17 protein-coding genes are annotated in these 13,061 nt (G+C 67.5%); 7 read left to right on the top strand and 10 right to left on the bottom strand.

The features are described from left to right. Positions 1–33: 33 nt before the first annotated feature. From IB225_RS17300 to IB225_RS17275, 6 genes are all read right to left on the bottom strand, one after another. On the bottom strand, positions 34–624 hold the full coding sequence (locus tag IB225_RS17300; RefSeq protein ID WP_192313073.1) for a hypothetical protein: 591 nt from the start codon (positions 622–624) through the stop codon (positions 34–36). Continuing rightward, complete coding sequence (locus IB225_RS17295) at positions 621–986, bottom strand: hypothetical protein (protein WP_192313070.1); 366 nt, start codon at positions 984–986, stop codon at positions 621–623. Before IB225_RS17295 ends, IB225_RS17300 begins: the two co-directional genes overlap by 4 nt. Positions 987–1,023: 37 nt before the next feature. Continuing rightward, on the bottom strand, positions 1,024–1,494 hold the full coding sequence (locus tag IB225_RS17290) for a hypothetical protein (protein ID WP_192313068.1): 471 nt from the start codon (positions 1,492–1,494) through the stop codon (positions 1,024–1,026). Positions 1,495–1,557: 63 nt separating this feature from the next. Further along, positions 1,558–1,926, bottom strand: coding sequence for a hypothetical protein (locus IB225_RS17285; RefSeq protein ID WP_192313065.1), 369 nt, complete (start codon positions 1,924–1,926; stop codon positions 1,558–1,560). A 64-nt stretch (positions 1,927–1,990) separates the two neighbouring features. After that, a complete protein-coding gene (locus IB225_RS17280; protein ID WP_192313063.1) occupies positions 1,991–2,455 on the bottom strand; it encodes a hypothetical protein in 465 nt (154 codons plus the stop codon). A gap of 29 nt (positions 2,456–2,484) precedes the next feature. Further along, complete coding sequence (locus IB225_RS17275; protein WP_192313060.1) at positions 2,485–2,913, bottom strand: hypothetical protein; 429 nt, start codon at positions 2,911–2,913, stop codon at positions 2,485–2,487. A gap of 323 nt (positions 2,914–3,236) precedes the next feature. On the opposite strand from IB225_RS17275, the gene IB225_RS17270 reads away from it, so the two are divergent. Continuing rightward, a complete protein-coding gene (locus IB225_RS17270; protein ID WP_192313057.1) occupies positions 3,237–4,355 on the top strand; it encodes a PAS domain-containing protein in 1,119 nt (372 codons plus the stop codon). A 12-nt stretch (positions 4,356–4,367) separates the two neighbouring features. On the opposite strand, the gene IB225_RS17265 is transcribed toward IB225_RS17270, so the two are convergent. Next, positions 4,368–5,087 carry a GNAT family N-acyltransferase gene (locus IB225_RS17265; protein ID WP_192313053.1) on the bottom strand — a complete coding sequence of 240 codons (720 nt, stop codon included), beginning with the start codon at positions 5,085–5,087 and terminating at the stop codon, positions 4,368–4,370. A gap of 357 nt (positions 5,088–5,444) precedes the next feature. Between IB225_RS17265 and IB225_RS17260 the strand changes: the two genes are divergently transcribed. Beyond that, a complete protein-coding gene (locus IB225_RS17260; RefSeq protein WP_192313050.1) occupies positions 5,445–6,413 on the top strand; it encodes a HEAT repeat domain-containing protein in 969 nt (322 codons plus the stop codon). Positions 6,414–6,473: 60 nt separating this feature from the next. Here IB225_RS17260 and IB225_RS17255 read toward each other — a convergent pair whose 3' ends face one another. Next, positions 6,474–6,680 (bottom strand): YdcH family protein, encoded by a 207-nt coding sequence (locus tag IB225_RS17255; RefSeq protein WP_345776649.1) that lies wholly within the window; start codon positions 6,678–6,680, stop codon positions 6,474–6,476. Positions 6,681–6,738: 58 nt separating this feature from the next. Here IB225_RS17255 and ttcA point away from each other — a divergent pair, with 58 nt between their 5' ends. The 4 genes from ttcA to IB225_RS17235 all read left to right on the top strand — a co-directional run bounded on the left by ttcA (position 6,739) and on the right by IB225_RS17235 (position 10,207). Beyond that, a complete protein-coding gene (ttcA, locus tag IB225_RS17250) occupies positions 6,739–7,650 on the top strand; it encodes a tRNA 2-thiocytidine(32) synthetase TtcA (RefSeq protein ID WP_192313044.1) in 912 nt (303 codons plus the stop codon). 66 nt (positions 7,651–7,716) lie between these two features. Further along, the gene (locus tag IB225_RS17245) at positions 7,717–8,619 is read left to right on the top strand and encodes a recombination-associated protein RdgC (protein ID WP_192313041.1); all 903 of its coding nucleotides are present in this window, start codon (positions 7,717–7,719) and stop codon (positions 8,617–8,619) included. 40 nt (positions 8,620–8,659) lie between these two features. Then, a complete protein-coding gene (locus IB225_RS17240; RefSeq protein WP_192313038.1) occupies positions 8,660–9,448 on the top strand; it encodes a SprT family zinc-dependent metalloprotease in 789 nt (262 codons plus the stop codon). Positions 9,449–9,739: 291 nt separating this feature from the next. Next, complete coding sequence (locus tag IB225_RS17235) at positions 9,740–10,207, top strand: hypothetical protein (protein ID WP_192313035.1); 468 nt, start codon at positions 9,740–9,742, stop codon at positions 10,205–10,207. On the opposite strand, the gene IB225_RS17230 is transcribed toward IB225_RS17235, so the two are convergent. Together IB225_RS17230 and hemH are read right to left on the bottom strand one after the other, a co-directional pair. Then, positions 10,184–11,032, bottom strand: coding sequence for an alpha/beta hydrolase (locus tag IB225_RS17230; protein ID WP_192313032.1), 849 nt, complete (start codon positions 11,030–11,032; stop codon positions 10,184–10,186). The genes IB225_RS17235 and IB225_RS17230 overlap by 24 nt on opposite strands. After that, positions 11,029–11,997, bottom strand: a complete 969-nt coding sequence (hemH, locus tag IB225_RS17225) for a ferrochelatase (RefSeq protein ID WP_192313029.1) — start codon at positions 11,995–11,997, stop codon at positions 11,029–11,031. Before hemH ends, IB225_RS17230 begins: the two co-directional genes overlap by 4 nt. Positions 11,998–12,153: 156 nt before the next feature. On the opposite strand from hemH, the gene IB225_RS17220 reads away from it, so the two are divergent. Further along, positions 12,154–13,011, top strand: a complete 858-nt coding sequence (locus IB225_RS17220; protein ID WP_192313026.1) for a lipid-binding SYLF domain-containing protein — start codon at positions 12,154–12,156, stop codon at positions 13,009–13,011. The last annotated feature ends 50 nt before the right edge of the window (positions 13,012–13,061 follow it).

Below are 13,061 nucleotides of genomic sequence, written 5' to 3'. Positions count from 1 at the left end.
ACGCTTCGTCGAGGGGAGCGCCGGCGCGCGACGTCAGAAGCCATACTTGCTGGTGGTATCGCACGCGTCCTTCAGTACCTTCATGGCATTCAGCACACGATCGGAGAGCGTCTTCGACTCGAGATGGAGGTTGATGCTGCTGCCGGTTCCCTGGTACTGCGGCTCGCAACCCATCTGCGCGTTGGTGGAGCAGGTACCTTGATAGGGCATGGCGCCCTTGATGGTGATCGAGGATCCGTTCTGCGCGAACTCAGTCACCTTGCTCCAGTCGATGTCGAGGGTATAGGCCACGCTCCAGTACGCCTTGCCGCGTTCGGTCGGGAAATGCGCCCTTCCCCCGGTGAACTTGCTGGCGCAGGCGCTGCTCTGCAACGAGGCGATCTTGCCCGTGAGCACATGGTTGATCTCGAACGACGAGGACCCCTTCGTCAGCACCTCGCGCAGGAAGCCGTGCGCGTTCTCGGGAGTCGGCTGCGCTGTCTGGGCTGCGACGGGAGCGACCAGCGCAAGCGCGATGAAGCCGATGGCAAGCGGAACACTTTTTTGCACGGTGATGACTCCGGTGAGGATTTCTGTACGGGTAAAGCGTCGGGCGAGCAGCGGGATACCGGGCTCTGCCTTCATGATCGTTTCGACCAGGTACGAATGCCGAACTCCCCGGAGCACTCGACTTCGGTCGGTGTCTTCAGGGTGCAGATCGCCGTCTTGCCATTGAACTCCGCATTGCCGCATCCCTCTGTGCGGAACAGGATCTTGCCGCCATCCTTCGACAGCGTGCTCCTGGTGCACTGGTCGCCCAAGAGCCATGCATAGTTCACGGATGGCCCCTTCCATGCGAACTTCGCACCCGCGCCGGTGAAGACCAGCGTGCCGTCAAAGTCATCGATCGAGAAATCGGCACCCTCTTCGCCTTTCCACGTCCCGAGCCAGTCCGCGCGCGCGTAGGCATGAGCAGCGGTCGAGGCGACGGTCGCCGCGGACAGCATGAGCGCGCAAGTGAATGTCTTCACTGTCGGGCTCTCCTTAGAAGCGCGCTTTGGGCGCGGCGGGTTCGACTCCCTGGCGACAGGTGCCCTGCCTCGGCGGGCCATCGATGTGGCCCTGCTTCTCCGAGTAGGTCCGCATGCTTTCCTCATAGTTCCCGCTGACGCGGTTGATCTTCGGCAGCCAGCGCAGAATCACGACGCCGGGCTTGAGGGCCGACGTCACTTCGATGTCCCTTGCGTACCATACGGGTGAAAAGCGGCAGGTGTTGACGAAGGTGTAGTCCGTGCCTTCGCTGATACCGCAGATATTGGGGCCCCAGCGCATTTCCTGGTGCAACCAGTACTGCCACGAAGGCTTCTCGTCCGTGCCGGAGATCCGGAAGAGCGACGTCTTGCCGGTCTGGGGAACGTTGCACTCCAGGATCGCCGAGTACGTCTGTGCATCGACGCGCGGTGCGCAGGCGACACTCAGGAACAGCAGCGCGGCAGTGAAGATGGGATGTCTCATGTGCTGTGGTCTCTTGAGCGGGAATGACTGCGTTCCATGAAGCGGGCTCGGCATGGGCATGGCTTAGTCGCCGTGATAGGCCCAGCGCACGGTGTGGACACTCCAGCCGTCGCGGCGGTAGTCGGCGATCGCGTCGTTGCGGTCGTCCTCCGCTTCCTGCCAGCTGCCGATGGTCGTCTGGCAGATCGGCGTATCCGAGCGCCGGCTGAAGTTGGCATCCACGTACGAACGGAAGCTGTTCTGCACGCCGACGGAGTACACGTTGCCGTTGATGCGGTACGTCGTGGACACGACGACCTCGAGGTTGCCCGCCTGTCCCAGGCGGGCCACGCAGTAGCCGTACGACGCGTCGTCGGCGACCGCCTCCATCGGCGTGCCGATCTGCAGGGCACCGAACAAGACCAGTGCCGCCAGTGGAATGCTCTTCTTCATATAGTTCTCTCTCGGGTGGGGAGGCAGACGCAGATCGGGCGGATCGCACCCGGTCGGCGTCAACTCAGAACAGGTCTTCGCTGACCAGCGTGGCGCCCTTGAGCTGCGCCATGTGGCGTATCGCGCGGATGTACTTCTTGCGCAGGGCTTCATCCCCAATCCAGAGATGGATGTAGCCGCTCTTGCCTTCGTACTGCTTGTTGAAGACGATCTTCGCCGAGGCATAGCAACCCCTCGCGCCCATGCCGTCGGTGACATCTGCAACCTGGCTCCAGTCGTAGCGGGTCCAGTTGCCGTCTTCGGTGTATGCCTTGATCTGCTGGTCCGTGATCTCGACCTTGCCAAGGTTGACCGTGTTGGAGCACGCGCCGGAGATCTCGTTCTTCTTGGCCAGCATCCAGTCCACTGTTTCCTGCGCGGACTGCGCCTGCGCCTGGAGACAGGCCGAGGCGAGTAGGCAGGCGAGAAGTGTCGCGATGCGCGGACGGAGGCGACGAAGATCGGCGCTGCGGGTGCATGTATGTTTCATTGGGCTCTCGGATCGACGCGTCATGGGATTCAGGGCTCGGCCGGATCGGGTACGGCATCGAGCGGGAACCTGTTGGTGTTGTTCCAGGTGCCACAGATGTAGCTGGTGGTCTTCGCGCGCGCGGCGGCCTGGTTGGCCTGCGCACGGGATTCGGTGATCGCGTCGGCCGACGTGGCACGCCCCTCGACCACGAAGAACTCGGTGGCCGGGGCGTTCTTCGGCCGAATGCAGAACATCGCGCCATGGCCCGGCAGCGTGCTGCGCAACAGCGGCGTCCACCCGCCGGCAGGCTGCTTCCTCCGTGCCTCCTGCAGGGCCCAGCGCATCGGCTCCTTGCGGCTGCTCGACACGACATAGGCGCCGGACTCGGGATGCGCCAGCACCACCACCTGCGCATGCGCCGAGGGCAGTCCCATGACCAGGCATGCAGGAAGGATGAAGAAGCGAAGCAGCGACATGTTCGAATTCCGGAGTTGACCGATGGGATGCCAGCGCGCGACGCGGTGCCAAAGCGCGCTCCTTCGCGGCTCTGCCGGCACCTCGTGGTCGTCCTTGAGCCTGCGCCTCCCCGGCCGCCATCTCCCCATGGCCCCGAGCGGCCCGCTGCATACGGCGGATCGCACCCCTGCACGGACGATAACGACGTGCGGCAGATGCGCGCACTCCCGCCCGGGACTTGACGCGACCGATGAAATTCGGCTTGTGCGCGAGCGCGTTTCGTAATTAACTGCGATCAGGATGGCGCCGGACGCGCTCCGCGCATCGCCACAGGGGAAAACCGATGAACGACGACCACGCTCTCGCGCGCGTGCTCGAACCGCTGTACGAGTCGATCCTGGACCCGGACCGGCTGGACGACTTCAACGTCCTGCTCGGCCAGGCCACGCACAGCCACATCACCGGCATCCTGGGCCACGACGTGCACTGCGGCCGCGGCAGCGTGGCGCGCGTGAGCGGCGCCGATCCGCAGCGCGTCGCAGTGGAAATACAGTCGCTCGACCTGCACGTGGATCCATGGATCAGCCGCGCGACACCGCTCCTGGCCACGGGCAGGGTATTCAACACGGAAGACCTGCTGCCGAACGCGCAGATGCGCCGCACCGATGTCTACAACGCCTATTACCGCCAGTTCGGCGTGGAACAGCAGGTCGCGGCCGTGGGCCACTACGACGGGATGAATTCGATCACCCTGTCGATCTGCCGCGACGATCGCCATCGCCTGTTCGACGAGGACGAGCTCGGCCTGTTCCAGCGCGTGGTGCCGCACTGGGTGAACGCCTACGCCATCATGCGCCGGCTCGATCTGTTGCAGCAGCGCGTCGATTCGCTGCAGACGGCGCTGGACCAGGCGCCGATGGCGATGTTCACCCTGTCCGCCAACCGGCAGCTGCTGCGCGCCAACGCAGCGGGCGAACACCTGCTGGGTCAGGGCGTGCTGCAGCGCGCGTCAGGCCGGCTGTCGGTGCCGGGCCGGCAGGATGTCGCCCTTCAGCAGTTGCTCGCGCGCGCCACGCTCGCGCGGCCGGACGGACGCGTGGGCGATGTGGAGAAACTTGTCGTGCGCGCCTCCGGCGTCGGCGCCGTGGCGATCACCGCGCATCCACTGGCTTCGCCGCTGCTGGCGGGCGACGCGGCGTTGCTGGTGTTCGCGCAGCCCGTCGCAACGGCAGCGCCTGCACGCTTGGAGCACGCCCTGCAGCAGCTGTTCGGCCTGACCGATGCCGAAGGCCGCCTCGCGGTGGCCCTGCTGCAGCACGCCGACCTCGCACTGGCAGCGCAAGCCAGCAGCGTGGCGCTGTCCACCGCGCAGACGCGGTTGAAAGTGGTGTTCGACAAGACCGGCGAGCGCAGCCAGCCGGCGTTGATCCGCTTGCTCGGCGCACTCAACGCCGTCTGCTGAGCGCGAAGCGGGTCAGGACATCGCGTGGAAGGAGCGCGTCAGCCACGCCTTCGCGGGCAGCGCGCGCGCGGGTTCCCGGATCAGTCGATGCAACGGTGAGCCGCATTCGGACAGATACGGCTCGTCTTCCATCACCAGCACCATCCGCAACAGGTCCACGCCGCCGGGCAGGATCGCCGGCGGCAGGTATTCGCGGAATCCGTAGTGCTCGAACACGCCGTGCAGGAACGGTTCGCAGGCCAGCAGGCAGAACTGGACGCGCGTCTCCTGCGCCCAGCGGTAGGCCTCTTCCATCAGGCGGTCGACCACGGGCTTGCTGCGCTGGTCCGCCTGGACCGCGAAGCGCGTACCCACGGCCACCTGCGACAGCGGCCACGTGCGCGCGAACTCGTCGATCCGGAACAGGCTGCCGTATTCCACCTGCACCGCCAGCGGCGAGAAATCGTGCAGGCGCATCGTGGCGATCGCCTGCGAGCCCTTCTCCACCGCCAGCGTGGTGCCGCAATCGTCCAGGCCGTCGGTGACCCGCTTGCTGCGGTCGCCGAACTGGCCCTGCTCGTGGAAGTACACCTCGCGGCGCAGGCGCGGCACGTCGCCGAGGGATTCCCCCGGCAGGACGCGGTGCATCCGCAACCCGATGCCGGCCAGCGCGGCCTCGGCCGAGGCCGACGCGATCCGCGCCTCGCGGGCGGATGACGGCATGCGGTGGTTGAACGGTTTGTCCTGCTCCATGCCACTCCCTCGCCACGGCGCGACAGCGCACGGGGCCTGATCATCGGGAACCGCGGCGCCGGCAGGACGGCAGACGGTCAATCGGTAGGGGAAATCCCCACGCCGGGCTATCAAGCAAGCATCGGGCCAACTGGGCGCATGTTTCGCCCGGACCCGCCAACAGTGCGCCGCGGGCCGCCTGTCGCCTCCATCCGCCGGGAAATGACCTGCGCTGGAGTGACGCACCGCGTCAGATTGCGTCGCCGGTGAAGGGCGCGGGGCGCCCGCGAGTCAGCCGCATGATCATGGCTATACTCGCCAGCGGCGTCCGGTGGGGACCGGTCGCCACAAGGAACGTCACACCACACGGGGATCTCAATGCACGTACGTCATCTCGCCCGCATGGCCGCATGCGCAGTCGCGCTCGCCCTGCTCGCAGGCTGCGCTCCCAAGTCGTATTCCGTCCGCCATCCGGCGCCCTCCGACAATCTGGTCTTCGGCACCGCCGTGCCCGCCACCACGCTCACCCTGGTCGATGCGCGACCCGGTGCGGGCCGCGCCTTCTCCAGCGGCGTGCTGCCGGCGGCGCTGACAGTGGACGGTGCACCCCTCGATGCCGCCGGCTACCTGGCGAAGAACCTGCAGGCGGAGCTGGTGGCCCGCGGCCTGCCGGCCCAGGTCGTCACCAGCGGCGATGCGCTGCCCAAACTCGAGCTGACGGCGTTCCGCATGCAGAACCACCGCGCCAACGGCTTCAGTCCGTTCGTCACGCTGACCTTCCTCGGTGGCGACCTGGTGACGCCGGAAGGCAAACAGCGCCTCGGCGTGTTCGTGAAGCGCGGCAAGGTGCCCGTGTGGAGCTTCGACGAGGTCGTCGAGCCCACCTTCAACCAGCCGCTGTCGCTGGCGATCAAGGAACTGGCGGCGAAGATCGCAGCGCGCCTGCATGGCGCGCGCAGCAGCGATGCCGATGTCGATCGCCTGGTGAAGGCGATCGCCACGCGGAGCGACGACAGTTACCTGGACGTCTACGCACTCGGCTTCACCAACAACCCGAAGGCGATCGGCCCCATCGCCGGTCTGGCACGCGATCCGGACGAATACGTCCGACTGGCCGCCATCTCGTCGCTGGGCACGCTGGGTGCCACCGACCAGCTTGGCCTGCTGACCTCGATCTACCGCGAAGGCAATCTCTGGCAGGACCGCGCCATGGCACTCAAGGCCATCGGCGATCTGGAATCGCCCGACGCCGATGCCTTCCTGCAGGCCGAACACGCCGCGCTGGAAGCCAAGGCGGGCGACAAGGAAGTCGACTGGACGCTGCAGGTCATTCGCCTCTACCGGTAAGCAGGCGGCATGACGGACGATGGCCCGCCTTGCGGGCCATCGTCGTTCAGGGAATCACGATCAGGCCGGCTCGTCGGGGATCAGCGCGCTTTCCAGCCGCGCGATGCAGTCTTTCAGCCACAGCTTGCGCTTCTTCAGTCGCTTGATCGCGACCTCGTCGGCGTCGGCGTCATCGACCAGGCGTGCGATGGCCTCGTCCAGGTCACGATGCTCGGTCCGGAGCGCGGCGATCTTCTCAGGGATGTCGGCGGGGTTGTCGGTTTCCACGCGACGAGCGTACACCGGCGACAGCGAGGGCGTCACCGCGCCCCGGTACAATGGCGCCATGAGTACCGTCCTACCCCTGCCCGACCCCGTCCTGCGCCGCCCGGCCGCCGATCCACGCCGCGCCGCGCACGAGCAGGGCAAGCTGGCCAAGCGCCTGCGCCGCCAGGTGGGCCAGGCGATCGCCGATTTCGGCATGATCGAGGAAGGCGACAAGGTGATGGTGTGCCTGTCCGGCGGCAAGGACAGCTACACGATGCTGGACATCCTGCTGCAGCTGCAGAAGAAGGCGCCGGTACGCTTCGAGCTGGTGGCGGTGAACCTGGACCAGAAACAGCCCGGTTTCCCCGAACACGTGCTGCCCGAATACCTGGAGCGCATGGGCGTGCCGTTCCACATCATCGAGCAGGACACCTATTCGGTGGTCAGCCGGGTGATTCCGGAAGGCAAGACCATGTGCTCGCTGTGCTCGCGCCTGCGCCGCGGCTCGCTGTACAGCTACGCCGAGGAGAACGGCTTCACCAAGATCGCGCTGGGCCACCACCGCGACGACCTCGTGGCGACGTTCTTCCTGAACATGTTCTTCCACGCCAAGCTCTCGGGCATGCCGCCCAAGCTGCTGTCGGACAACGGCAAGCACGTGGTGATCCGCCCGCTGGCCTATGTGCGCGAGGACGATATCGCCGAGTACGCCGACGCCAAGGCGTTCCCGATCATCCCGTGCAACCTGTGCGGCAGCCAGGAGAACCTGCAGCGCAAGCAGGTCAAGAAGATGATGGATGCCTGGGAACGCGAAACGCCCGGCCGCATCGAGACCATCTCGCGCGCGCTGGGCGATATCCGCCCCTCCCAGCTGAGTGACCCGAACCTGTTCGATTTCCTTTCACTGGGCCACCGCGACGGCGCCACACTGCCGGATGCCCGCGCCTGGCTGGCGGGCGAACCGCACGCCGACGGCGAAACGCAGCAGTAACCCCCACCCGTTCCGATCCCTTCGCCCCGCGTGGGCGGAGCGCTCTTTCTTCCTCCTGGATGGTCGATGTTCTTCCGCAACCTCACGCTGTTCCGCTTCCCCACCTCCCTCGATTTCTCCCAGCTCGATGAGCTGCTTCCGGAAGCCGCACTCAAGCCGGTCGGCCCGCTGGAGCTGTCCTCGCGCGGCTTCATCTCGCCGTTCGGCCGCGGTGAGGAAGCGCTGTCCCATCGCATCAACGACGCCATCTGGCTGAGCGTCGGCGGTGAGGACAAGATCCTCCCCGGCGCGGTGGTCAACGACCTGCTGCAGAAGAAGCTGCTGGAGATCGAAGCGAAGGAAGGCCGCAAGCCCGGCGGCAAGACTCGCAAGCGGCTGAAGGACGACCTGCTGCACGAACTGCTGCCGCGCGCGTTTGTGAAGCCCTCTCGCACCGATGCGCTGATCGACCTGGAGCTCGGCTTCATCGCCGTCGATGCGTCCTCGCGCAAGACCGGCGAGAACGTGGTCTCGGAAGTGCGCCGCGCGTTGGGCAGCTTTCCCGCCCTGCCGCTCAACGCCGAAGTGGCGCCGCGCAACGTGCTGACCGGCTGGATCGCAGGCGAGCCGCTGCCGGAAGGCCTGTCGCTGGGCGAGGAGTGCGAACTCAAGGACGCGATGGAAGGCGGCGCGGTGGTGAAGTGCCAGAACCAGGAGCTGCAGAGCGACGAGATCGCCAAGCACCTGGAAGCCGGCAAGCAGGTCACCAAGCTGGCGCTGGTACTCGACGACCACGTGTCGTTCGTCCTCGGCGAAGACCTGATCGTGCGCAAGCTGAAGTTCCTCGATGGTGCGGTCGACCAGCTGGAAAACACCGAGCACGACGACCTTCGCGCCGAACTCGATGCCCGCTTCGCCTTGATGGCGGGCGAACTGAAGCGGTTGTTCCTGGTGCTGGAGCACGCGCTGAAACTCAGCAAGGCAGAGTGAGCACACGCGACTGCGGCGGCCCATCCGCTAACATCGCCCCATGCCGTCCCTGCTCCAGCGCCTGACCACCCGCATGCCCCGCAGCGTGGAGCGCGACACGGTCACGCTGCAGCTGGAAGACGGGCGCGACCTGGAAGTGCAGCGCGTCCGCGACCCGCGCGCAAAACGTCTGAAGCTGAGCGTGGACGAACGCGGCGCCCGTCTGACGCTGCCGTGGCGCGCCAGCCTGGTCTCCGGCGAACGCTTCCTGCTCCAGCATCGCGACTGGCTGGCCGAGCAGCTCGCGCGCCACGCGCCGGACGACGAGGCGCCTGCATTCGTCCCCGGCGCGACGACGCACCTGCCGCTGCGCGGCGAAGACATTCCCCTGCATTGGCACGAAGGACGCTTCGCCCGCATCGAGCGGCAGGACGACGGCATCCACGTCCATCTGCCCGCGCGCGCCAGCGATGCCACCCTTCGACGCACCCTGCGTGCGTTCTACGAAGCCGAGGCACGTGCCGACGTCGGCCGCTGGCTGCCGGCCTACCTCTCCGGCCTGCCTCGCGCGCCCCGGCAGATCCGCCTGAAAGTGATGTCCTCGCAATGGGGTTCGCTGGCGCCCGACGGCACGCTGACGCTCGACCTGGCCCTGGTACTGGGCCGGCCGTCGGCCTTCGAATACGTGCTCGTCCACGAGCTGTGCCACCTGCTGCAGGCCAACCACTCGCCCGCCTTCTGGCGGGAGGTCGAAGCGCGCTTCCCCTCCTGGCGGGACGAGCGGACGTGGTTCCACGCCGAAGGGCGCCGCCTCAAGGCCCGCCTGCACCGCCTGTTGGCGACGGACTGATATCTAGCGGCGGCGGTGCCGCCACGCTGATTCGTGTCCGGAATGAGACTTTCGTCACGATTTTAGAGGCAAGCCGGAGTCGGCGGGCCGGCAAGCAGTGCGGGACCGTCCTCCGGTCCCGTCCCCTTCGCGATGCCCCCCATGGTTCCCCCGAACGTTCCCCCAGTCGCCCTCTCGTCCGCTACGCGCCCACCTCAACAGGCGGGGCGAAGTGCCCCGGGACGCGCGTTTGCGCCCAATGCCGTTCTGCCGCCGAAAAGCGCGGCCAGCCTCAATGCCCACCGCGCGCTGATGAGCCGCAAGAGCCTTTCGGTGGAGGAAGCCACCGCGCGCGCCCGGCAGCGGCGGCGTGCCGCCGGCAAGATCCAGCGGTTCGATCGCCTCGCGCGCCTGCTGGTCGTGTTGATAGCCGCAGCTGGCGGGATCGCCTGGATGGGCAGCAGCCAATCATCGATCCCGACCCTGCTCACCGGCTATCTCGTGATGGGACTGGCGACTGCCGCGCTCATCGCACGCCTGACGCGCATCCCGGCCGCGGCACGCCTGCCGCTGGAGCGCTATTACCTGCCCGACGAGCAACTCGCCAGCGCGGAAGACATCAGGCAACTGCGTTGCCTGGCGCAGGAAAACCAAGAACTGGAAGGGGTCACCAGCGCCTGGTGGCGAAGCAGCGCGCCGATCCGCAAGGGCGACGTGCGCCTGGCCGTGGAGTTCTCCCACGCCATGCGCAGGGACTCAGTCGCCGCGCAGGAACGCTGAGACGAGCGCCGCCACGGCGGCGGGCTCTTCCATGTGCAGATGGTGCGTACCGGCCACGACGTGCAGGCGCCCGTCGGGCAGCAGCGCGGCACGTCGGGAACGCAGCGGTTCTGGGAAGTAGGGTTGCGGCGGATCCGCGTAGACCACGCGCGTCGGACAGGCGATGCCGGCGACCAGCGCCGCCAGCTGTGCTTCGTCGAGGCGCTGCGGCGTGGGCAGGGTCAGTCGCGGGTCGCTGCTCCAGACAAAACCGCCTTCCACTGGCCGCACGCCACGCTCGACCAGCAGGCGCGCCGCAGGTTCGCTCAACTGGTTGGCCAGCATGCGCGCCCGTACCGGCGCCACGAGATCGGCGAACACGCGCAGCTGCTTGCCTGGTAGCGCGCGCGCTGCCGCGATCGCCTCGCGCCAGCGATCGGCGGTGCGCTCGACCGTTTCGGCCAGACCACCCAGGGCTTCGATCACCACCAGCCGCTGTATGCGCTGCGGTACCGCGGCCGCCATCAGGCTGGCGATGCCGGCCCCCATCGAATGGCCAAGCAGCGAAAACGTCTCCCAGCCCAGCGCGTCGGCGATGTCGAGCACGGCATTGACCGCCACGCCACTGGTGTACTCCGCACCGGGCGCGAGGTGTGCGCTGCGGCCATGACCCGGCAGGTCGGGCGCCACGACTTGCACGCCCGGCAGATGGGCGGACAACGGGACGAAGCTGGCGGCGTTGTCCAGCCAGCCGTGCAACGCCAACACGCGGGGTCCTTCGTCGCCGACACGCAATCCGGTGATGCGCCCCAGCGGAATGTCGACGGCGAACTCGCGCAGCGTCATGCGTCCGTACCGGCGGCACGCCGCGCCAGCGCGACCAGCGCATCGGCATGCAGCGCGTCATCGTTGAGGCAGGGCAGATAGCGCAGTTCACCGCCGCCTGACGCGTGGAAGAGCTCGGCGTTCTGCATCGCGATCTCTTCCAGCGTCTCCAGGCAGTCCACCGCGAAGCCGGGGCAGACCACATCGACCCGGCGCACGCCACGGGCGGCGAGAGCCTGCAGCGTGACGTCGGTGGCGGGCTCCAGCCAGCGCTCCTTGCCGAAGCGGGACTGGTAGGTCAGCGTCCATTCGTCATCGCGCAGGCCCAGCGCCTGCACGATGGCGCGCGTGCTCGCTTCGCACTGCTGCGGATAGGGATCGCCATTGCGCGCCAGCCGTTGCGGCAGGCCGTGGTACGAAAACAGCAGGTGTTCGCCCGCACCCTGGGTTTTCCGCCATTGCCGGACCGACGCCACCACGGCCGCCACCCAGCCTGGATCGACCGAATAGTCGTCAATGAACCGGATATCGAGATCCCCGGCCTCACGCAGCACCACATCGCGTACCGACTCCGTGGTCGTCGTGGAGTACTGCGGATACAGCGGCAGCACCACCACGCGGCGGATGCCTTCGGCCCGCAACGCGCGCAGGCGCTCGGCCAGCGCCGGGCGCCCATAACGCATCGCATCGAACACGCGCCATGCCGGCAATCGCGCCTGCACGGCCTCCGCCAAGCGACGCGTGTACACGGCGAGCGGGGAGCCTTCCGGCAGCCAGATGCTGGCGTACTTCTCCGCCGCCTTCGGGCCGCGCAGCGGCAAAATGACGCCCCTCAGCAGCGGTTGCCACAGTAGCCAGGGGATCTGCACCACGCGGCGATCGCTGAGGAACTCGGCCAGATAGCGGCGGACCGCGGGCGCCGTGGGCGCCTCGGGCGTTCCGAGATTGACGAGGAGCAGTGCGGTGGCGGGCGTGGTCGCTGGCATCCGCGTATTGTGTCAGAGCGTCGCAGTCGCGCCGACGCCGTGCGACCTTTGGCCGCAGCGAAGACGGGACGGCACGCGTCAGCACCGATTCATCACGGCCCGCCTACTTTCAGGCAGTTGCAGCATCCTGCTGCGAAACCCCCTTATGGAGCCGCCATGAACCGCACCTCCCGCCGCCTGCTGCCGCCCACTGCGCTCGCACTGGCCGCCGCCCTGTTCGCCGGGCACGCCATCGCGGGACCGAAGGAAGACGAGCGCGCCACCAATGCGGTACGCGTGCTCAACGAAATCCAGCGCATCCCCGAGAACGGCATCCCCGACAAGCTGCTCGACGAAGGCCGGGCGATTGTCGTCATCCCCGACACGTTGAAGGCCGGCCTGGTGATCGGCGGTCGTCGCGGCCACGGCCTGATGTCGGTGAAGAATCCCGACGGCAGCTGGTCGCAGCCGGTCTTCATCAAGCTCACCGGCGGCAGCATCGGCTTCCAGGCCGGCGTGCAGTCGTCGGACGTGGTGCTGGTGTTCCGCAACGACCGCTCGCTGGACTCGATCGTCAACGGCAAGTTCACCCTCGGCGCCGATGCGGGCGTGGCCGCCGGCCCGGTCGGTCGCAATGCCAGCGCGTCCACCGATGGCCAGCTAAAGGCCGAGATCTGGTCCTGGTCGCGCGCACGCGGCCTGTTCGCCGGTGTGGCGCTTGATGGCGCCGTGCTGCAGATCGACGACGAAGCCAACACCTCGGTCTACGGCAGCGCCGCCACGCCGCGCGCCATCTTCGAGAGTCGCGCGGGCCAGCCGTCGGATGCCGTGGTCGGCTTCCGCGATGAACTGGAAGAAGTCACCGAGCTTGCCCGTGGCAACCGCGGTACGAGCGGTACCCCCGCGCAGACGACGGCGCGCGCGCCTGCACCGGCCGTTGCGCCGGTGGTCGTCGAAGCGCCGGTCCAGACGCAGGGCTTCGAGCCCGTGCAGGAAGGTGAAGTGCGCACCGAGCCGCTGGACGGCACCCCGTAACGGAAGTAATGGGCGATGGGTCGCCATCCCGGCGGCCCGCCTGCGCTATC

The organism is Pseudoxanthomonas sp. PXM02, from assembly GCF_014851805.1.
GTDB lineage: Bacteria > Pseudomonadota > Gammaproteobacteria > Xanthomonadales > Xanthomonadaceae > Pseudoxanthomonas_A.
This window is presented reverse-complemented; position numbering and strand designations above follow the sequence as displayed.